The organism is Thermanaerothrix solaris (assembly GCF_032334255.1).
Classification (GTDB): domain Bacteria; phylum Chloroflexota; class Anaerolineae; order Anaerolineales; family Anaerolineaceae; genus Thermanaerothrix; species Thermanaerothrix solaris.
The window spans coordinates 289,382-310,793 of sequence record NZ_JAUHMF010000001.1 but is presented as its reverse complement, the minus strand read 5'-3'; the positions used below and the strand labels follow the sequence as shown (position 1 = coordinate 310,793).

Below are 21,412 nucleotides of genomic sequence, written 5' to 3'. Positions count from 1 at the left end.
TTTGAAATATTCCATTTTTAAAAATGCTCCCAAGGACGGTTTTCCTCCTCAGGAGCAATCTTGATCGTTCTCTCATGATTAAAGATTGGCCGTGAGCACTTCTTGGATGTGCGGCATAGCCCAATCAATAATATCCCGGCTAATGATCAGGGGCGGTGCGAAGCGAATGACGTGCTCATGAGTGTCCTTAACCAGGATACCCCGTTCGCGTAACGCTTCACAATATCGCCGCACGTTGCCCAATTCATGCTTCAGTTCTACCCCGATCAAAAGTCCCTTACCACGAACCTCTTTGATGTTCCGTTGAGGGATTTCCGCCAGTCGTTCCAAGAAATACTCCCCCATTTGCGCCGCATTTTCAATTAAGCCTTCTTCTACAATCACGCGTAAAGCAGCGCGGGCAATCGCTGCCGCCAACGGATTCCCGCCAAACGTAGAACCATGCTCTCCCGGTTGAATTAAACCCATTATATCGCGATCAGCAAGCACGGCTGAAATGGGGTAAAAACCGCCTGAGAGTGCCTTGCCCACAATCATCATATCAGGACGCACCCCCTCATGATCACAGGCGAACAACTTACCGGTTCGCCCCAAGCCTGTTTGAATTTCATCGGCAATGAAAAGCACATTATGAGAACGACAAATGCGGCTAACGTCTTTCAAGTAGCCTGCAGGTGGAATTCTAACTCCACCCTCTCCCTGAATAGGCTCTAGCAATACCGCCGCGGTATTTGGTGTTATTGCCCGTTCAATAGCGTTGGCATCACCAAAAGGTACGATCACGAAACCCGGGGTAAAGGGACCAAAGTCCTTTTTGTACAGTGGTTCAGTCGAGAAGGAAATAACCGAAATGGTGCGCCCATGAAAGTTGCCCTCAGCCACAATAATCTCGGCCTCATAACGTGGCACCCCTTTAACCTGGTACGCCCATTTTCGGGCAACTTTGATCGCCGTCTCGACCGCTTCTGCACCGCTATTCATGGGTAACACCATCTCGTAGCCGGTTAACTCAGTAATCTCTTTGTAAAATAGGGGTAATTGATCATTTCGGAACGCCCGCGAGGTGAGGGTGATCTTTTTAGCCTGTTCAATCATCGCTTCAAGAATGCGCGGATGCACGTGCCCCTGGTTGAGCGCAGAATAGGCACTCAAGCAATCCAAATAGCGCTTTCCTTCCACGTCATACACCCATACTCCTTCACCTCGTGTGAGCACCACGTCCAGGGGATGGTAATTGTGAGCACCATGCAGTTCTTCTAACTCGATTAATTCCTGAGTTTTTGTCAGCATATTTTTATCCCTTAAAACTCCAATTTCAACTTGCTAGTAACTTCACCAAGATCGCCTTTTGAGCGTGTAAACGGTTATGCGCCTGAGGGAAAATGCGCGAGTGCGGTCCATCTGCTACTTCGTCCGTTAATTCCTGCCCGCGATGGGCCGGCAAGCAGTGCATCACAATGACATCGGGCCGTGCTTCGGCAACCAAAGCTGCATTGACCTGGTAAGGAGGGAATACAGCCTCACGCTTTTTGGCTTCGGCCTCTTGTCCCATGCTGGTCCAGGTATCGGTATAGATGACGTGAGCATCGCGCACGGCTTCGTGAGGATCTCGCAAGAAGCGTAAGCGGCTCCCGCTGGTTGAAGCGAAGAAACGAGCCAGTTCAACCGCCTGGGGTGGTAAATCATAACCTTCAGGACAGGCTATGGTGAAATTCGCCCCCAATTTGGTGCAAATATGCATTAACGAAACGGCTACATTGTTTCCATCACCCACAAAAGTGACATTAAGTCCTTTCAAACTGCCAAACTCTTCCTGGATGGTCAACGCGTCGGCCATGGCCTGGCAGGGATGGTTGTAATCACTCAGCCCATTGATAACAGGCACGGTTGACCATTTAGCCAATTCCAGCACATGGTCATGAGCAAATACTCGTGCCATTATGGCATCCACATATCCTGAGAGCACGCGCGCGACATCGGCTATTGATTCACGCTGGCCCAACCCGATTTCATTGGGAGAGAGATAAAGCGCATCACCTCCCAAATGACGCATAGCCATATCAAAACTTACCCGTGTCCGTAGACTCGGTTTTTGAAAAATCATTCCTAAGACTTTACCTTTGAGCAAAGGCGGATTACCACCCGCTTGCCATTCTTTTTTGAGTTGCACGGCCAAATCCAGCATGGCTTGCAACTCGGTAGCAGAATAATCCGAAACGTGAATGAAATCTCGCTTCATGGTTCACTCCGAGCATTATGGGATTGATGAGGTTATGTCCAAAGTATATCATGGGCGACAATGACTACTCCAGGGTTATAGATCAAGTAAAAAATTGAGACCCCTTATGGACACTGAATAACTCCCTGAGCCCAAAAACACCCTCCACAAGTAGGGAAGGTATTACGCAAACAATCTTCTTCATTAGCCTCAGATAAATCACACCCTCCGCAAAATGTGCAGGGAGAGAAGGAAAAAGCATGTACGCGTTCACGAAATGCCACGTAGTCTGGAGATTCCCAAATTTCCTTCAAAGGCAAGGAGTTCAAATTTCCTACGTGATAAGCCCGCACTGATTTGGATTTTCCATGAAGATAGGTGGTGTGCGAGCGTAAGAGCACTAAGCATGGGCTAACACATCCATCCCAGCCGATCACAACTGCACCACGCTCGATAAATGGGCAATGGTCGCAGGTCTGGTTTAGATTTATGCCACCAAACTCGAGATTCCAAAGGCCGCTGAGCGCCAGTTGCAGTCCTTTTTGAGTTTCTTCCATCGTTTCAAAATCCATTTTAGGAAATCGCAATACCGGTATCCACGGAGACTTAAAAAAGGCGATATTTTTAGGCGAATGAACGTATAATCGTTCTTCATCCATATCGGCCGAATAAGGGTACACGTTGCTAACGATGAAGTAAATCGCTCCTAATTTACGTCCCAATTCCAAGACCCCCGGCAACTCGTGGATATTACTCTTCATCGCTACGAATACGAGACCTATCTGTGGTCTGGGTTTATGACTGGGCGGCCGCAACGCTTTAAAATTTTGGATATTTTCAATCACTTGCTCCCAAACCGCTCCGCTTCGAATCGCCCGATATTGCTCGGGATCTTCTGCATCTAGTGAAAACCACAGGATATCTAATCCTGCCTCGATCAACTTTTTTGAACGTTCACGTGAGAGCAATGTGCCATTCGTGATAATCTCAACACTTGCTCCAACCTGCTTCAACCGATGCACCCACTCGACGACCTTTGGATGAAAAAGGGGTTCTCCCAATCCACTCAAACAAACGGATGGCTTAGGTTCAATGTCCCGCAAGGCCGTTTCTAGTTGAGCAAAGGTCTCTTCGCTCATGAATCCAACCGGTTCATGCCAGGTACGTCTTATGCACATCGCACATGAGAGGTTACACTGATTGGTGACCTCTAAGTAAATTCGGTTTAATTGCCAAACAGAACGATTTAAGCGAAGCGCATCTTGTTCTTCCGAAACAACAAACTTCGCTCCGGGTTTCAATCCATACACCCGCGCAAGTTCATCGGGTATGACCAAGCGTCCCTCATTATCCACATAACCCCATTTGGCCATTTGATACCACCCTTTCCGAGGGAAAAAACACATTCAATCCTTCTAATCATCTTATCGAATCCATTATGGATCGAATAAGTGCCAAACATCATCCCGAATTCTGCCAACCTTCCACACTCCGTTCCAAATTTTAATGTTATCCTTAAATCAACTAAGGAGGTTTCATGGAACGTAGAGCAAAAATTGTAGGCACAATTGGTCCCGCATCTGAAAGCGAAGATATCCTACGCCGCCTCGTCGAAGCGGGCTTGGATGTCGCTAGACTTAATTTCTCCCACGGCACTCACGAGGAACACGCCGTCCGAATTGCTACTATTCGTAGAATTTCTCAAGAGTTAGACAAACCGATCGCCATTCTACAGGATCTCCAAGGCCCAAAAATGCGGGTGGGTGATTTGCCTAAAGAAGGCATTCCTCTTAAAGAGGGCGAACGAATATTGCTGGCCCCGAGCGAACAACTACGGGATTTTGCCTATCGTTATAGTGAACATACGCTTATCCCTATGGAAGTGCCCAACCTTGCCCAAGCGGTGAAAAAAGGTAACCGTATTTTGCTGGATGACGGCCACCTCGAATTGGAGGTCCTAGACGTTAAAGATGGCATCATTGAGGCTGAAGTTGTTCTGGGAGGGATCCTATATTCCCATAAAGGTGTAAATCTGCCTGGTGTATCATTGGGGATTCCTTGCTTTACCGAAAAAGACCGCGCGGACTTAGAATTTGGTCTCCAAGCAGGGGTTGACGCAGTGGCCATCAGTTTTGTTCACACCGCGGAAGACGTTGAAACCGTGCGTGAAGCCATTCGTCAGATGGCGCCCGATAAAGCCGATACACCTATTATTGCCAAACTCGAGCGGCCCCAAGCTATTGAAAACTTGCATGAGATTATTCACGCAGCCGATGGGGTCATGGTTGCACGGGGGGATTTGGGCGTGGAAACCTCGCCTTCTAGCGTTCCGATTGTCCAGAAACGCATTATTGATATGGCCAATCGTCATGCCAAATATGTGATCACTGCCACTCAAATGCTTGACTCCATGATCAATAATCCACGCCCCACGCGTGCTGAAGCCTCAGATGTGGCGAATGCCATCTTTGATGGGACGGATGCCGTGATGTTATCAGGTGAGACAGCCAGTGGTAAATACCCGGTTGAAAGTGTCAAAATGATGGACAGCATTATCCGTGAAGCCGAGGCGAACGCCAAAACCTGGGGACATTACACCACGAGCCCTACCGATGCCAGTGAAGAAGATGCCTTTGCCATCACTCGCGCCGCACGGGAACTGGCTCACGACCGTAAAGCCGCCGGGATCGCGGTATTCACCCAAACCGGGAAAACCGCCCTTTTGATGTCAAAATCTCGTCCCGAGGTACCCATCCTAGCATTTACACCTGAAGAACGGACCTATCGCCGTTTAGGGATGTACTGGGGCGTTACCCCCTTCTTGGTTCCCTTCGCTTCAACCGTAGAGGGGATGATCCTTAGTCTCGAAGCCGCCATTCTTTCTGCTACCACCATTCGACCGGGTCAACAAGTTGTAGTTATCACCGGCTTTCCGGTTGGCTTACGTCGCCCTCCTAATTTCGCGCTACTCTATACCATTGGGGAATGGGGCGCAATTCGTTCTCATCCTCGAGTATAATTTTCTAACCTTTGAATAAATGAAAGGAATTATCACATATGGTTATCATTGTTGCTGATACCACCTCAACAATCCCTACTGAAGAAGCCAAGCAACTAGGCATTCCTTATATTCCTCAGATCATCGTCATCGGTAACGAAACCTACCGTGATGATTATGAAATGGATTCCAAAACTTTCTTGCAACGGCTGAAAACCTCTCCAGTACTCCCAAAAACGGCAGCCCCACCCCCAGCCCTGTATTACCCCATTTATCAGGAATACGCTAAACCCGGTAATACAGTTATTGTGCTCGCCCCATCAGCGGAGGTAAGCGGTACCTATCGTAGCGCTGAGGTTGCTGCGCAAGATTTTCCCCATGCCGACATCCGCATTGTGGATACTCGAACCATTGGTGCAGGCCTTGGCACCTTAGTGCGCTTAGCCCATCAATGGGCTCAATCGGGCATGGATGCTGATACCATTGTACAGAAGGTCAAAGAGTGGGCAGCTCGAGAGCGGGTCTACTTTGTCGTAGATACGTTGGAATACCTGCATAAAGGGGGCCGCATCGGAGGGGCGCAAATGCTGGTGGGAAGCCTGCTTCAGATCAAGCCAATTCTCCAATTTAAGAATGGTCGCACCGAGCCGGTCGAATCCCAGCGGACTAAGCGCCGCGCAATTGAGCGGTTAAAAGAACTGGTTTACGCAGACTGTCCACACAATGATGAGGCATACCTAGCAATCATGCATGGTGATGCCTTGGAAGAGGCTCAAAGGCTGGCCGAGGAGTTTAAGAGACATCTTGGATTGAGCCGAGTCGCCATTTGCGATCTTCCACCCGCGATCTTGGTTCATGCGGGGCCCGGTGTCCTGGCCGTGAGTTACTTCACTCAGGGATAAGTCACAACGCGTCTTCTAAAATCGCCGTAAGTTCATCCGATGTCAGTGGGATCGGGTTTCCTTTCATACTACTGGCGCGGAGACTTCGCTCCACCACCACCGGGATATCTTGCCTTGTCATTCCATACGTGCCCAGACCAGGGATTCCGAATTGGCTGACCATCTGCTCTAACCATGCTACCCCATCTTCAGGTTGAGCATCTGGGCGTTGAGTTAACCAACCCGCGATTTCACGATAGCGCTCAAGCGCAGGGTTTTCAGGCTGGCGACTCCGCAAGGCTTTGAGGTTTGTTCGCACCACTAATGGTAGCAAGCGAGCACAAATTGCCCCATGGGGTGCCTTAAACATTCCACCAATGGGAGCTGCCAGGCCATGCACTGCCCCTAAACCAGCATTGGCCAAGGCTAATCCACCCAACAGACTTACCCATGCCATTGTTTTGCGCGCCTCTTGATCCGCACCATCCTTGAAGGCAGCGGGTAACGCTTTACTTACTCGTTGTAAACCTTCTCGGCAAAACATATCCGTCATCACATTGGCACGCACAGAAACATAGGGTTCTAAAACTTGGGTCAAAGCATCCATGCCAGTATAAGCCGTAATGGAGGGGGGTACAGAACGAGTCAAAGCAGGATCCACTAAAGCCACGGCAGGCAACATAAGAGGGCTACGTAAACTCACCTTGATCGCAACATCAGGAATCCCTAAAACGGCGTTACGCGTAACCTCAGAGCCAGTTCCAGCGGTGGTTGGAATCGCAAGACATGGTGCCGCCGGTACTTCTAAAGTTTTACCTGCGCCGATTACTTCTAAATAATCTTCCAATTGTCCCGGGTTAGTCAACATTGCCGAAACCGCTTTGGCCGTATCAATAACGCTACCGCCACCAAAACCGATCACACAATTACAACCACCCTCTATAGCCTGGGCGACGGCTTGCTTGACCAAATCAACCGTGGGTTCACCATCAACAATAAATTCGTGAAATAAGACCTGGTTTTCACGAAGAAGGTCTCTCAATCTATCCTGATCTGGGTGATATTTGCCCCGGACTAAAAACGCAACGTTCCCCAGCATGCTGGCAATACGACCGCTTTCTTCAAAGACACCCCATCCAAAGCGAATACGATGCGCTGTGGCAAACTCAAAGGCCATCATTGCCATTCCTCATCGCTTGGGAAAAGGTTAAGGTAACGAACCCCTTGACGAGGTTCTACCATCATATCTGCCACAGTGTCGCGCCATTTTTGATAATGGGCGGTTTCTCGATGTTTAGCCTGGTCTTCAGGTTGACGATAGACTTCAACTAGAACAAAACGGGTGGGGTCTTCTACTTGCTGCAGGACATCAAATCGCACAATCCCCGGCTCTTGTACACTGTGACGGGCATTTTCTAACGTCGCTTGAATGAAATCATCAACGTTTGTTTCCTTAACGTGCACATGGACGAAAACAATATGCATGGCTAACCTCCGACTCTGCTGTGAAAATAACATTATCATTATTTTATCTCAGAGTCCTATTGAGGGTCTGATAAAATTTTGGCAGGTAAATGATGAGGCGCTCTAATGGAACATATTGAGATCGTCTACGTTGATGAGGACATATTGGTCATTAATAAACCCGCTGGCATCCTGACCATCCCAGATGGTTATGATCCCGATAAACCTTTTCTAACTCGCCTCCTCAGAGAAGAATTTGGACAGCTGTGGACCGTTCATCGCTTGGATCGGGATACAAGCGGCGTATTGCTCTTTGCGCGCACCCCACAGGCACATCGTGCTCTTAATGACCAATTCGAGCAACGACAAGTGCGAAAAATTTACCATCTTGTCACCTTTGGTCGCTTGCCACATGAAGAAATCGAGGTCAACTACCCGCTTATGGTAAATGGTGACCGACGGCATCGCACAGTCGTAGACCTCTCTCGTGGTAAGCCAGCCCGTACGATTTTTCGCCATTTATGCTCTCTGGGAAGGGAATTTTCATTGGTTGAAGCGCAGCCCTTGAGTGGCTACACGCACCAAATTCGCGCCCATCTTACGAGCATTGGTCTTCAAATCCTTGGAGACAAACTTTATAAACCCCATCCCATATCGGAAAGATATCCCACATTTCTTTTACCCACTGACACCCCTGATTTTGAGCGGGTTGCCCTTCATGCGTATGCGATGACCTTTTTCCACCCTTCCCAATCCTCCAGAGAGATTACTGTGGTTGCATCGTATCCTACTGACTTCTCAACCCTGATCGAGATCCTTAGATGTAAATAAAGCAACATCCCGGCCATTGTCAACCGGGATGTTGCTATTCATCCTCTCGCGGTAATTTACTTAGATGTCCTATTCTAGTTCAGGGACAGGGCGCTTACTTTGGTAAATGGCCCAGACCATTCCAGCAAACAAAATCACAATGGCTACCCAGATGATCGGATCGCCGAGCCGCGCCCGCACAATCAACGGCGCCGCCAAGAGGCTGACCAGATTGACCACCTTAATCATCGGGTTAAGCGCTGGACCAGCCGTATCCTTTAGAGGATCACCAACGGTATCACCGACCACACCGGCCTTATGCCGTTCTGAACCCTTGCCAGTATTTTGCTCTAAATTGCGGGGTTCGTCCTCAATAGACTTCTTGGCGTTATCCCAAGCGCCGCCAGCATTGGCCATAAAGACTGCCAGTAACTGACCACTGAGGATGACACCCGCCAGATATCCACCGAGGGATTCGACTTGCAAGATCAAGCCCACGAGCAACGGCATCGCAATAGCGATAACAGCCAATGGGATGAGTTCCTTCTGTGCCGACCGTGTCGAAATTGATACCACGCGTGCATAATCGGGTTTCCGTGTCCCTTCCATGATGCCAGGAATCTTAAATTGATTACGCACCTCTTCCACAATTTGTCCTGCTGCGCGCGAAACCGCGCGAATGGACAAAGAACTGAAGAGCCAAGGAAGAGCCCCACCCAAAAGGAAACCGATGAACACGGTGGTATCCGAAACCCGGATGGACTCCAAAGCACCGGGCATGACTCGATTGACATCGGTGATATAAGAGGCGAAGAGACTGACCGCCGCAATTACTGCCGAAGCGATTGCAATCCCCTTGGTTATGGCCTTAGTCGTGTTACCCACAGCGTCCAAATCGGCCATAATTTGCCGCGCCTTAAGTGTGACCTCATCGGTCATGTCGTGCCAGGCCATCTCGGCAATCCCATTGGCATTATCGGAGATTGGGCCATAAGAATCCATGGCGACGTTGTTACCGGTATGGCTGAGCATACCAATGCCGATCATCGAGACTGCATACAAGACAAACTGTGGACCATCTGCCTGGTAAATGAGTAGCGCACCAACAAACGAAATCGCAATCACCACCAGCGCCCAGACACTTGATTCCATCCCAACGGCTAAACCGGAGAGAATTGTGGTGGCAGGGCCGGTCTTGGTTGCTTTGACAATTTCTTGCACTGGTGCTCGCTTCGTTGACGTAAAGTAGGAAGTCAACGGATTGAATGCTACCGCTAACCCCACCCCTAACGTGGTCAGCAATCCCAAGCGCCAGTCATGGGCATAGAAAATAGCCAGCAGGAACGAGAAAAGGATGGTGTTGACGCTGGAGACCTCGTAGGAACGGAACATCGCCTCTTCAGCATCGTGAGCACGCAAAAACTTGAGCGGGAAACGCTCCCAAATTGGCACCGTGAAGGTACCAATGATCGAACTAATGACTCCAATGGCGCGAATGAGCAATGGATAGACAATCCATTTAATTTCACCCGTGGTTTCAAATAACGCCAACCCCAGGATCAACGCCGATACAATGGTTACCTCATAGGATTCGAAGATATCTGCCGCCATTCCGGCACAATCTCCCACGTTATCCCCCACCAGATCGGCAACCACTGCAGCATTGCGCGGATCATCTTCGGGAATATCCTTCTCAACCTTTCCGACCAAGTCGGCTCCAACATCTGCGGCTTTGGTGTATATACCGCCTCCTACGCGCATAAAGAGCGCCAATAGCGTTCCACCGAAGCCAAAGCCCAACAAAGCATCCGGTGCGGCGCGGCCAAAGACGATAAAAATGAGCGTTCCCCCCATGAGGCCCAGGCCGTCCGTAAGCATTCCGGTAATGGTCCCGGCGTAGTAAGCGACCGTCAGAGCCTCATTAAAACTACGTCGCGCTGCAGAAGCCGCACGCACACTGGCCTGAATCGCCATGCGCATTCCCAATTGCCCAACGAGAAGAGAAAATGTAGCCCCCATAATAAAGGCTACCGTTCGGCCAACGGCAACAATTAGGACCACATTGCGCTCGCCCAAGTAGCCAAACTCACGGGTGGCCTCAGGGGTTGGTTCCACAATGGCCACACTCAAGAACAAGGCAATGGTCAAAAGCGCAATTGCGGGCAGTATTGTCCGCAGTTGACGATTGAGGTAGCCTTCAGCCCCTTGTCGAATGGCTTCCCAAACCTCCTGCATTTGGGGCGTTCCTTTATCGTAACGAACAACCTTGGAACGCAGGAACCAAGCATAAAGTAAACTAATGACAGCGACAACCAATACTCCAAGCACGCCCAGTTGTTCAAATGGTGTCGTCAATCCGTGCCTGGAAAGACCCAGTATATCCATACCAGCCTCCAAAAAATGATTGGGTTTCGGTTAAGCAAAAATCGGTTGAGTTAGTGTGCCCCCCGATTTTCGCCTTGCGCCAGAGTTTATTGTATTCACCCGACCCTCCCTGTCAAATCACGGATGATCATATCTTACTGCACCGTGGTTTCAACGCTAACTGGATTGCTTAACTCACCAATGCCCTCGATGGTGATGCTAACAAGGTCGTTTGGATAAATTGGTGATACACCTGCCGGTGTACCAGTAAGAATAACATCGCCGGGCTCCAAAGTCATAATTGAGGAAATAAAAGCAATCAACTGGGCTACCGAGAAAACCATATCACGAGTCGAGCCAAATTGACGGACCTCACCATTCACTCGACAGATAATAGGCAAATCTCTTATATCCAGATTTGTTTCTACCCATGGTCCTAAGGGACAAAAAGTATCAAAACCTTTAGCGCGTGTCCATTGTCCATCACGGCGCTGCAAATCACGCGCAGTTACATCGTTTCCAATAGTATAGCCGAACACATACTTATCCGCCTCATCCGTACTGATCCACCTTCCCCGCCGTCCAATAACGACCGCAAGTTCCGCTTCATGTTCAACTTGTTGAGACTGGGGTGGCAAGACAATGTAATCTCCTGGACCTATCACCGAAGAGGGAGGCTTGAGGAATAATAAGGGTACCTCAGGTACTTCAACACCGTGCTCTTGAGCATGTTCAACGTAATTTCGCCCTACGCAAATAATCTTGCTGGGTTGAACTGGCGCCAATAGTTTAACGGCGGTAATCGGCAACCGTGCTTCCAGGCGCCGATATTCACTGAAAGGATCCCCTTCAATTGGTCCCACAAAATCTCCGTACACCCATCCATAATGAATTTCCCCCTCGTGAAGATAACGCACCAGACGCATCCATGACCTCCGTAATGAAGCGGTTGCCAGACTTGACAACATATTATATAATAAAATTGCCAAGGGGATGAACGGCTTCGACGGAAGAGGCTGATCCCGAACGGCGAGCCGAGAGGCGCCGACCTCGTAAAATCAGCGCAAAAAATAAGTGCCAACCGCACGAATTACGCTGCTCTGCCCCTGGCTGCGTAAGCCAATAAGGGCGAGCACCCTGGCCTCCTAAGTGTGAGGCCACGTCTGCCTACCCCGCTGCCTGGCCGGTGGTAGAGCGGGCGTGAGAAAGCCAGGCTGCCGCACAGCAAGCCGCGGGCTGTGCGAAAGATAAAGCGGCTAGCGTGGCTCCCGTTCTGTTGGTCGTCGGGAGTAGCGCGAAAAGCAAAGACCAACTACGCTCGTAGATGTTCGAGGGTCGAATCTTTCGGACGCGGGTTCGATTCCCGCCATCTCCACTCCCAAAAGCGAGCCAGCAATGTATGCGCGGCTCGCTTTTATATCTCAACCACCAGGCCTTTCAGATAGAGACCTTCCGGAAAGTTAAGAGCCACCGGATGATCCGAGGCCTGATACAGGCGCATAAGAATACGCCCCTCAACCCCTGCGTCTAGTGCGGCATCGGCGACGATTTTCTGAAATAATTCCGGAGTCACGCCCCCCGAGCAAGAAAATGTGACTAAAAGTCCGCCAGGCCGGAGAAGCCGGAACGCCAACCAGTTGATGTCTTTATACCCTCGCGCCGCCCGGGCAATTTGTGCCGTCGCGGGTGCAAATTTCGGCGGATCAAGGATGATCAAATCAAATTTGCGCCCCACATCCCGAAAATGCCGCAACACCTGGAATACATCCCCCTCTACCCATTCATGTTGTTCAGGATCGAAACCGTTCAACTTCAAGTTCTCTTGAGCCAGCCGTAACGCTTCACCTGATACATCAATCGAACAAACCGATTTGGCACCCCCAGCCAGGGTATAGACCGAAAAAGCCCCTGTATAGCAGAAAGCATTCAATACCTCTTTTCCTGCCGCTAGGTGGCCAACTATGCGTCGGTTCTCACGCTGATCGAGATAAAAACCGGTTTTCTGCCCATGCTGGATATCCACCCAGAAACGATGCCCATTCTCTTGAATTTCGACCACGGGTGGGGGCAAAGTTTCCCCACAGGGGCCAACTCGTGAGGTTAGGCCTTCCAGCGATCGAACTTCAACATCCGAACGCTCGTAGATATGATCAAACCCGGTTGACTGGCGCAAACTCTTGAAAATGACATCGCGCCAGACCTCCATGGTCACAGTCAGGATTTGTACGACCAACCAATCTCTGTAACGATCCACTATCAGTCCGGGTAAACCATCCGATTCGGCGTGGATCAATCGGTAAGCGGTAGTAGATGAATCATTTTGAAGATGCCACCGCCGCGAAATGGCTTTTGCAATCCGTCCCTCAAAAAACTCGGGCCTAATCGCTTCGTTTACATCCCAACTCCAAATACGCGCCCGGATTGAGGAACGTGGGCTGTAGCCAGCCCATGCCAGCCACTGCCCTTGGGAGGAATAAATAGCGACCGTCTCACCAGGCTCTGGCTTACCTTCAACCTTCTCAATAGCCCCCGAGTAAATCCAGGGGTGCTTTTGAAGCACAGACTTCTCTCGCCCCGGCTTTAGGATAAGTCGTTTGATACCCACTTATTGGCTCCGAGCAGATGAATGTTCAACCATAGCGATTAATTCCTCTTCAGTGAGGATGGGCACACCAAGAGCCCGGGCGCGTTCGAGTTTTGACCCTGGATTCTCTCCCACGATCAAATAACTGGTGTTCCGTGATACGCTTTCGCTCACCTTGCCGCCGTGGGATTGAATATACTCCTTAACTTCCTCGCGTGAAAAACGTTTGAGTGTGCCTGTCACGACGAAGGTCAAACCGGCCAAAGGAAGCGGAACCTCGGGAGCAACTTGTTTCTTCTCAACCGGCCAAACGCCAGCGGCTTTTAGTTTTTCCAGAACCTTGCGGTTAGTTGGGCGCGAAAACCAATCCACAATACTTTGGGCAATATTTGGGCCAATCCCCTCAATTTGCTGTAACTCCTCTTCAGTTGCTTGAGACAAAGCATCCAGGTCGGGATAAATCCCCGCCAACGTAGCCGCCATTACCTCACCAACTCCGTGGATTCCTAAAGCATTTATCAAGCGCGCCAAAGGGCGACTCTTTGAGGCTTCAATTGCCCGTAGAATATTATCTGCCTTTTTGTCTGCAAAGCCCTCAAGGGTCAACAAATCAGCCTTTGTTAAATAATATAAATCCGCAACATCGTGAACCAGTCCTTTTTTAACCAATTGCTCCACGATTTTAATGCCCAAGCCGGTGATATCCATCGCCGAACGCGATACAAAATGCTCAACATTCCGAATGATTTGAGCCGGGCAGGCGGCGTTAACGCAATACCATGCCACTTCACCTTCGTAATGTTGAACCGGCTGTCCACAAGCCGGGCATGTCTGAGGGGGCTCAAAAATGCGTTCTTGCCCGGTGCGTGCCTCAACGATAGGCCCTACAACATAGGGGATCACATCGCCGGCGCGTTTCACCAACACCCGATCCCCTATGCGGATATCCTTTTCAGCAATGTAATCAAAGTTATGTAGTGTGGCTTGCTTAACGATAACCCCACCAATCTCAACCGGTTCTAAGACTGCTGTGGGCGTTAGCACTCCCGTTCGCCCTACACTGACTTCAATATCGCGCAGAATTGTGCTCACTTCACGCGCTGGGAACTTAAAAGCCAGCATACCCCGCGGATCCTTGCCTACCACCCCAAGAGAATCTTGTAAACGTAAATCATTGATTTTGATCACAATCCCATCCGCCTCAAACGGCAACGTATCACGTTTATCCAGCCAGCGTGCACACGCATCAAGCACCGCCTCGAGGTCGGCACAATACTCCGCATCTTTTGTTACTGGAAATCCTAATTCCTTGAGATACTGCAAAGTCTCCCATTGAGTCGTTGGGACTGAATCGCTGGCATCAACAATCGCATAGGTTAACAGCGTCAAAGGTCGAGAGGCCGTAAGCGAGGGATCTAACTGGCGCAAAGACCCGGCGGCTGTATTACGCGGATTAAGATAGGGTTTTTCACCGGCCTCAATCAACCGCCGATTGAGTTCCTCAAAGTCCTTAATGGTGATAAAGGCTTCACCTCGCACCACTAAGCGTTCTGGCGGCTTTGGCGCTGACTCTTGAACGGGAATCCGCAAGGGCAAGGCACGTACTGTGCGCAAATTCGCCGTAATGTCCTCACCCACCTCTCCATCGCCCCGCGTTGCCCCCAAGACAAACTGGCCATTATGATAATGAAGCACCACGGTTAGACCGTCAATTTTAGGTTCGACCACGAAATCAGCCTGGCGTACGCGTTCATCCAGGCGCACCAAGCGTTCATACCAAGCCCGCACATCGTCTAACGTAAAAGCATTGGCTAGGCTGAGAATAGGGCGAGGATGGCGCACCTTGTTGAAACGCTCTAACGGTGGACCACCAGAACGCTGACTAGGCGAGTCCGGAGTCACCCAATCGGGATGGGCTGCTTCAATTTCGCGTAAGCGCGCCATCAACCGGTCGAATTCATAATCGCTGATTAAGGGGGAGTCCAGAACATGGTAACGATAGTTATGGTAATTAATCTCGCGCTTCAAGCGCTCATATTCATCGCGCAGTGCTTCCAGAGATGTCGTTTCCATAGCCATCTGCCCTCCTCTTTTCAATTATAGCAGGCCGATTAGACTCCGCCCTCCAAAGGTCCTCATTGGCGAGGATGAGTGTGACAATTCTGCTAACCAATGTGAGGTTAATCCAATTGTGCCCGACCAAGAAGCATGCTAAACTAATCCTTAGAGTTTAGATTCGAGGAGAGAATGCGATGAGCGCTGGAAAGATTATCGCTTACATCGTAGCCGCCATCTTGATCTTCTTTGGGGTGCTTTTTATCTGGGGGGCAACCGGGGATCAAGGTGACCTGATGTGGATTCCGGTGGGACTGATCACCATTGCTCTAGGATTAGTGCTGATTTTTTGGGCTGCGCGGCGCCCCAAGCAAGATGTACTCCCACAGGTAACTCTCAAGGTGGATCTTCCTGGTAATATCAATCTGGATACGCTTAAGTGTAAATCCTGCGGTGGTGCGTTGAAAGCCGAAAACATTAAAATGGTAGCCGGGGCCCCTGTGGTAACCTGTCCTTATTGTGGCACGACCTACCAATTGACCGAAGAGCCAAAGTGGTAAGTTATTCACTCCAGTAAATTATCCAATTGAGGAAAACAATGAAACGGTGGGGCTTTCCAATTTTTATTCTCTTTTGGCTGATAGGTCTATTGGGATTTCAATCCCCAATCGCCTTAGCACAAAGTTATGCTTTTGAAGTCCCGCGTCAAGAGGTCGACCTTTACGTTAACCCAAATGGAACAATCACCATCTATTACGAAATTGAATTTCGCAACCAGCCCGGAGCCAGTCCCATTGATGTCGTGGACATCGGCCTTCCCAATGAAAATTACCGCCTTTCAAAGGTAAAAGCCGAAATTGACGGTGTTCCTCTTACGGACATCGAACCCTCTCCTTATGTGCAACCGGGGATTGCCATTACATTAGGTAACCATACCATTTCACCGGGATCCACAGGAACGCTTAAGGTAACCATCCCAGATATTGAGGGAGCAATTGGCAAATCAACCCTGGAACTATCCGAACCTTACGCCAGTATTGTCTTCAGCCCCTCATGGTTTGATAAAGCCTTCGTCCGAGGAAAAACCGACTACACAATGACTATCATCCTGCCACCCGGTCTAACAACAGAAGAGCCGCGATATCACAAACCCAGTGGCAATTGGCCGGGTAGTGACGAACCTTACACCAACCTTGATGCTCAAGGGCGTGTTTATTATTCCTGGCGCTCAACCGAAGCTAATGTCTATACGCAATACACCTTTGGCGCCAGCTTTCCTGCGCGGCTGATTCCTGCCGCCGCCATCGTTGCCACTGAGGTTCCCAATTCACGATCGTTCCAAATTAGTGAGGATTTAATCGGCCTTCTCTGTTGTCTGGGTTTTATGGGCTTCTTTGTGGCAATTGCCTATGTGGGTTATCGCTCGAGCCAAAAACGACGTTTGCAATACCTGCCTCCCAAGATTGCAATTGAAGGCCATGGGATCAAACGCGGCCTAACAGCAGTCGAAGCCGCAATTTTAATGGAACAACCAGTGGACAAAATTCTCACCATGATTTTGTTCTCCGTTCTCAAAAAAGGGGCTGCAACGGTCATTAAACAGGAGCCACTTGAACTCGAGATTTCTCAACCCCTGCCCGAAGGTTTACAGCCCTATGAGATTGAATTCCTTGAGGCCATGCGACTTAAAGATGCCAAGGAACGACAGAAGGGCTTACAAGAGTTGATGGTCAACCTCATCAATACAGTTTCGGAGAAAATGCGCGGCTTCAGCCGCAAGGAAACCATTGCTTATTACGAAAGTATCGTTAAAAAAGCCTGGGATCAAGTCAAAGCTGCCGAAACTCCAGAAGTCCGTGCACTAACCTATGACGAAGTGATGGATTGGACCATGTTGGACCGGCGCTGGGAAGACCAAACCCGCGAGGTCTTCGCCCCTGGACCAGTCTTTGTGCCGACCTGGTGGGGACGATATGACCCGGTCTTCCGCCGCTCTACGCCAGCGGCCCCCGTTTCTACGCCTAGCGGTGGTTCAAAAACAACCATTAATCTTCCCAAACTACCAGGTTCTGATTTTGCAGCCTCGATGGTGCGTGGGGTTGAAACTTTCTCAGCCAGCGTTATCGGCAATGTGACCGAGTTTACTGGCAAGATTACCGCCCGCACCAATCCTCCCCCACCCCCAACCTCTTCCTCAATGGCGCGTCGGGGTGGAGGAGGTGGCTCGTGTGCTTGCGCATGTGCGTGCGCTTGTGCGGGTTGTGCCTGCGCGTGTGCAGGCGGTGGGCGATAAGGGTGAGAAATAACCATGGGGTGGTGGAACGCACTCTTCCCTATGCAAAAAGCCCTTAATTTGCCCTTGCCGGGGATCTATCACTTTTTGCACCAATCCTCTGAGAACAAAGTGCGCGTTCATTTACGTATTGAACCCAGCGGGCAAGGTAGTCTTTTGATAAACGCCAGCCGGATTTATCATCTCAATGCAACCGCAGCGTTAATGGCTTTTTTTATCTTGTCGGGTTATCCTGAGAATGTGATCATTAAAACCCTGGTCGCCCATTTTAGAACCCAAGCCACTCAAATTAAGGCAGATCTCGACAATTTCCGTTTGCACCTTAACGCACTCATTGAACCCGAAAACGTGTGCCCCATATGCGACCTGGATTTAGAAACACTCCCACCGTTTTCTTCCCGTTCTATCGCCCCTTACCGAATGGACCTAGCGCTCACCTATCGCTGTAATAATGATTGTGCCCATTGCTACAACGCCAGACCCCGGAATTATCCAGAACTAGAAACCGAAACCTGGAAACAGGTGATAGATCGCCTATGGGAGATAGGAATCCCCCATATCGTTTTTACCGGCGGCGAGCCTACTTTGCACCAAGATCTACCTGTGCTGATCGCCCATGCTGAAAGTAGAGGACAAATCACAGGTTTGAATACTAACGGACGACGACTGCATGATCCCCGCTACCTTGACACTTTATATGAAGCCGGTTTGGATCATGTACAAATTACCCTCGAATCTCACGATCCAACCATTCACGACCGCATTGTGGGTCGCCCTGGGGCCTGGGCACAAACCGTCCAAGGCATTTGTAATGCCCTGAGAACCCCCCTTTTTGTCATGACCAACACTACCTTGCTTTCTTCAAACGCCCCCTACCTTGCTCAAACCCTGGACTTTTTGGCCGAATTAGGGGTACCCACGGTGGGCATTAACGGCCTAATCCACTCCGGAGGAGGTGCCAAGGTTAATACCGGCATTCCCGAAACACAATTGCAAGATTTGCTTGCCTTGGCCCGCGAAAAAACCGCTCAGCACGGCCAGCGTTTAATTTGGTATACCCCCACTCGTTACTGTCATTTTGACCCTGTGTTGAATGGCTTAGGGCTTAAAGGATGCACAGCGGCTTGGTATAACATGTGTATTGAGCCAAATGGCTTCGTTTTGCCTTGTCAGTCTTACTACCATCCCTTAGGGCATATTCTAAATACCCCATGGGAAAGCATATGGAATCACGATCTGGCGGTTGCTCTGCGTGAACGCCATTATGTACCTGACGCGTGTGAGAAATGTGCATTGCTCCAGGAATGCGGGGGTGGGTGCCCACTAACCTATGCCTTCAATCAGGTTGTTTCACCCAATCCAAACCTCTAAAACTCCATTGGTGGAGGCAGATATGAAATTCAGATGGCGTGAATGGATTGACCAATTATTTCCACCTCCATTTAACCCGCTTCCACCCGGTGTTTATCACTGGCAATCGCCACCCGACGCACCTCAACCGCACCGAATGCACCTGCGAATCGAACCAAATGGAGAAGGCATCCTGATTTTGGATGCCTCAACCGTCTTACATCTAAACCAGACAGCCACCGAATTTGCCTATCATCGTATCAAAGGCACGCCAATTGAAGAAGTGAGCCGAGAAATTTCAAAACGATACCGCGTATCGAAAGCTCAGGTTCAGGCAGATTACACGGCATTTTTAGAACGGTTGGAAACACTACTCACCACCCCTGATTTGGACCCCGAAATTTATCTGGATATGGAACGACATACCCCTTATCAGGAATTCCTAAGCGCTCCTCTACGCTTAGATTGCGCTTTAACATATCGAACCGAGGATGAATCTATTCGCCACGTCGCCCCGGTCGAACATGTGCGACGCGAACTGATCTACGAAGAATGGCAGCAATGCTTGCGCAAAGCCTGGGAGGCAGGTATCCCGCACGTCATCTTTACCGGCGGTGAACCAACATTACGGCCAGATTTGATTGATCTAATTGCTTTTGTAGAATCCCTGGGAATGGTCAGTGGTTTGCTCACCACTGGCCTACGGTTGGTTGAAAAAGAGTACCTCAACCGCATTTTAGCCAGCGGCTTAGACCATGTCATGATCGTCCTTGATCCCATGAACGAAATCTCGTGGGAAGCCATTCGTGATGTCCTGGCCGCTGATCTCGCTCTTACAGTGCACTTAACCATTACCCCGGAAAATAAAACCCAAGTCCAGAACCTCATCGAACGCCTTGCACACATGAAAGTTACCCGAATTAGCCTATCGGCCAGTCATCCTCACTTTGGTGAAACCTTACAACAAGCCAGAGACCTCGTAGCCCGTTTGGGCCTGCATCTAGTATGGGATCTACCCGTCCCCTATTCACACTTAAACCCCGTTTCGCTAGAGATAAACGTATCACCTGAGTCCCCTCCCCAGGGGGCTGGTATTGTATGGCTCTATGTAGAACCAGACGGTGATGTATTACCATTCCAAGGGGCAACAGAGATCCTGGGAAATTTACTTACTGATCCCTGGGAAATGATTTGGAAACATGCCAAACAACGTTGATCTATTGTTCTGGCATCAACGATTCCTCACCCAAGCGGGGTGGAGTGCTCAAATTCGACAACACCTCCTGAAAGAAATTGGAAACCACTCGATTAGACGAATTCTCGAAGTGGGTTGCGGCACTGGAGCAGTTCTCTCAGATTCTATTTGGGAGCCTTATCTCCGTTACGGTCTGGATATACAATTTTCCTTTCTATCACATGCCAAACACCTGCTTCCCTCTAGCCATTTGTGCCAAGGTGATGGCTATAATCTACCCTTTGCAGCGAACACATTCGATCTTTGCTATACGCACTATTTTTTCTTGTGGGTTAACCCAGCGCACGTAATGAGAGAACTTATGCGTGTTACTCGACCAGGTGGTTTTATTGCAGCCCTGGCCGAACCGGATTATGGTGGACGCATTGACTATCCTTCTCCTCTGGAAAAACTAGGTCAATTACAAATTACCGCTATTCAAAAAGCAGGCGGCGATCCCTTTATAGGGCGAAAACTGGCTTCATTGTTCTCTAATAGCGGGCTTATTAACCTACATATAGGTGTCTTTGGGGCATATTGGAAATACCCTCCCGATCTCGAGATCACCTCCAGTGAGTGGTTAGGATTGAGATTAGATTTACAATCCATTCTACCCGCTGAAGATATAGACCACTGGCAAGCGCTTGACCTCAACGCCTGGGAAAAAGGTGAACGTGTCCTTTTCGTGCCTACCTTTTTTGCTTATGCCCAGAAACCTTAAATTTTCATAATTTCTCGTTTTTTCCCCTTGACAAGATATAAAATCCTCTGTAACATTTTGCCATTATTTATAAAGCTTTGAAGCACCTGACAAGTGAATAACGGGGAAATAGCGACTGAACCTTTCAGGACTTTACTGAAAGGCGACGAGGTGGAGGTTCCTCTCCGCGAGGAGAGCGCTAACCCTGCGGGGGGTGAAATGCAGGGGAAAATCGGATAGATCAGCGGATGCCTCTGAAGCCCGACCACAGGCTTCTTTCTCCCTTCGGAAACAGGTGTGGGTTCAAACCCGAGACAATCTCTCGCCCAAAACCCCACCAGTGGTAGTCAATTCGGGTTTTCACCTGTAATTGGCTTGATACTCACAGAAGGGCACCCATTCACCGCATTAATGGGCATGCCAGGCATGTCCATAAACTTTTTAAGCCAAGGAGGATAGTG

Annotated in this window: 17 protein-coding genes and 1 other RNA gene; 9 read left to right on the top strand and 9 right to left on the bottom strand. The window is 49.7% G+C overall.

From position 1 onward, the window contains the following. Window positions 1-78: 78 nt before the first annotated feature. The 3 genes from rocD to QYE77_RS01450 all read right to left on the bottom strand — a co-directional run bounded on the left by rocD (window position 79) and on the right by QYE77_RS01450 (window position 3,591). Window positions 79-1,290, bottom strand: coding sequence for an ornithine--oxo-acid transaminase (gene rocD, locus QYE77_RS01460; RefSeq protein ID WP_315623560.1), 1,212 nt, complete (start codon window positions 1,288-1,290; stop codon window positions 79-81). Between the two features lie 25 nt (window positions 1,291-1,315). Then, window positions 1,316-2,239, bottom strand: a complete 924-nt coding sequence (gene argF / locus QYE77_RS01455; RefSeq protein ID WP_315623558.1) for an ornithine carbamoyltransferase — start codon at window positions 2,237-2,239, stop codon at window positions 1,316-1,318. A 104-nt stretch (window positions 2,240-2,343) separates the two neighbouring features. Then, entirely contained in the window at window positions 2,344-3,591 is a 1,248-nt protein-coding gene (locus QYE77_RS01450; protein ID WP_315623556.1) for a radical SAM protein, read from the bottom strand. A gap of 164 nt (window positions 3,592-3,755) precedes the next feature. On the opposite strand from QYE77_RS01450, the gene pyk reads away from it, so the two are divergent. Then, window positions 3,756-5,237 carry a pyruvate kinase gene (gene pyk, locus QYE77_RS01445; protein ID WP_315623554.1) on the top strand — a complete coding sequence of 494 codons (1,482 nt, stop codon included), beginning with the start codon at window positions 3,756-3,758 and terminating at the stop codon, window positions 5,235-5,237. A gap of 38 nt (window positions 5,238-5,275) precedes the next feature. Continuing rightward, window positions 5,276-6,118 carry a DegV family protein gene (locus QYE77_RS01440; RefSeq protein WP_315623551.1) on the top strand — a complete coding sequence of 281 codons (843 nt, stop codon included), beginning with the start codon at window positions 5,276-5,278 and terminating at the stop codon, window positions 6,116-6,118. Between the two features lies 1 nt (window position 6,119). On the opposite strand, the gene QYE77_RS01435 is transcribed toward QYE77_RS01440, so the two are convergent. After that, on the bottom strand, window positions 6,120-7,277 hold the full coding sequence (locus QYE77_RS01435; RefSeq protein ID WP_315623549.1) for an iron-containing alcohol dehydrogenase: 1,158 nt from the start codon (window positions 7,275-7,277) through the stop codon (window positions 6,120-6,122). Continuing rightward, entirely contained in the window at window positions 7,274-7,582 is a 309-nt protein-coding gene (locus QYE77_RS01430; protein WP_315623547.1) for a putative quinol monooxygenase, read from the bottom strand. The genes QYE77_RS01435 and QYE77_RS01430 overlap by 4 nt, the downstream gene beginning before the upstream one ends. Window positions 7,583-7,687: 105 nt before the next feature. Between QYE77_RS01430 and QYE77_RS01425 the strand changes: the two genes are divergently transcribed. Beyond that, entirely contained in the window at window positions 7,688-8,392 is a 705-nt protein-coding gene (locus QYE77_RS01425; RefSeq protein WP_315623545.1) for an RluA family pseudouridine synthase, read from the top strand. A gap of 69 nt (window positions 8,393-8,461) precedes the next feature. Here QYE77_RS01425 and QYE77_RS01420 read toward each other — a convergent pair whose 3' ends face one another. Together QYE77_RS01420 and QYE77_RS01415 are read right to left on the bottom strand one after the other, a co-directional pair. Beyond that, a complete protein-coding gene (locus tag QYE77_RS01420; protein WP_315623543.1) occupies window positions 8,462-10,756 on the bottom strand; it encodes a sodium-translocating pyrophosphatase in 2,295 nt (764 codons plus the stop codon). A 134-nt stretch (window positions 10,757-10,890) separates the two neighbouring features. Next, on the bottom strand, window positions 10,891-11,661 hold the full coding sequence (locus QYE77_RS01415; RefSeq protein ID WP_315623541.1) for a fumarylacetoacetate hydrolase family protein: 771 nt from the start codon (window positions 11,659-11,661) through the stop codon (window positions 10,891-10,893). A 63-nt stretch (window positions 11,662-11,724) separates the two neighbouring features. On the opposite strand from QYE77_RS01415, the gene ssrA reads away from it, so the two are divergent. Further along, window positions 11,725-12,113, top strand: a transfer-messenger RNA (tmRNA) gene (gene ssrA, locus QYE77_RS01410). Window positions 12,114-12,149: 36 nt separating this feature from the next. Here ssrA and QYE77_RS01405 read toward each other — a convergent pair. Then, complete coding sequence (locus tag QYE77_RS01405) at window positions 12,150-13,334, bottom strand: class I SAM-dependent rRNA methyltransferase (RefSeq protein ID WP_399389875.1); 1,185 nt, start codon at window positions 13,332-13,334, stop codon at window positions 12,150-12,152. 6 nt (window positions 13,335-13,340) lie between these two features. Continuing rightward, window positions 13,341-15,392 carry an NAD-dependent DNA ligase LigA gene (gene ligA / locus QYE77_RS01400; RefSeq protein WP_315623536.1) on the bottom strand — a complete coding sequence of 684 codons (2,052 nt, stop codon included), beginning with the start codon at window positions 15,390-15,392 and terminating at the stop codon, window positions 13,341-13,343. A 179-nt stretch (window positions 15,393-15,571) separates the two neighbouring features. Between ligA and QYE77_RS01395 the strand changes: the two genes are divergently transcribed. The 5 genes from QYE77_RS01395 to QYE77_RS01375 are packed head-to-tail and all read left to right on the top strand — an operon-like array spanning window position 15,572 to window position 20,972. Beyond that, window positions 15,572-15,934: a zinc-finger domain-containing protein gene (locus tag QYE77_RS01395; RefSeq protein WP_315623534.1), complete on the top strand. Its 363-nt coding sequence runs from the start codon at window positions 15,572-15,574 to the stop codon at window positions 15,932-15,934. 38 nt (window positions 15,935-15,972) lie between these two features. Beyond that, window positions 15,973-17,667 carry a hypothetical protein gene (locus QYE77_RS01390; RefSeq protein WP_315623532.1) on the top strand — a complete coding sequence of 565 codons (1,695 nt, stop codon included), beginning with the start codon at window positions 15,973-15,975 and terminating at the stop codon, window positions 17,665-17,667. Window positions 17,668-17,682: 15 nt separating this feature from the next. Beyond that, a complete protein-coding gene (locus QYE77_RS01385; protein WP_315623530.1) occupies window positions 17,683-19,038 on the top strand; it encodes a radical SAM/SPASM domain-containing protein in 1,356 nt (451 codons plus the stop codon). A 22-nt stretch (window positions 19,039-19,060) separates the two neighbouring features. Beyond that, the gene (locus QYE77_RS01380; RefSeq protein WP_315623528.1) at window positions 19,061-20,233 is read left to right on the top strand and encodes a radical SAM protein; all 1,173 of its coding nucleotides are present in this window, start codon (window positions 19,061-19,063) and stop codon (window positions 20,231-20,233) included. Beyond that, entirely contained in the window at window positions 20,217-20,972 is a 756-nt protein-coding gene (locus QYE77_RS01375) for a class I SAM-dependent methyltransferase (protein ID WP_315623526.1), read from the top strand. Before QYE77_RS01380 ends, QYE77_RS01375 begins: the two co-directional genes overlap by 17 nt. Window positions 20,973-21,412 lie beyond the last annotated feature (440 nt).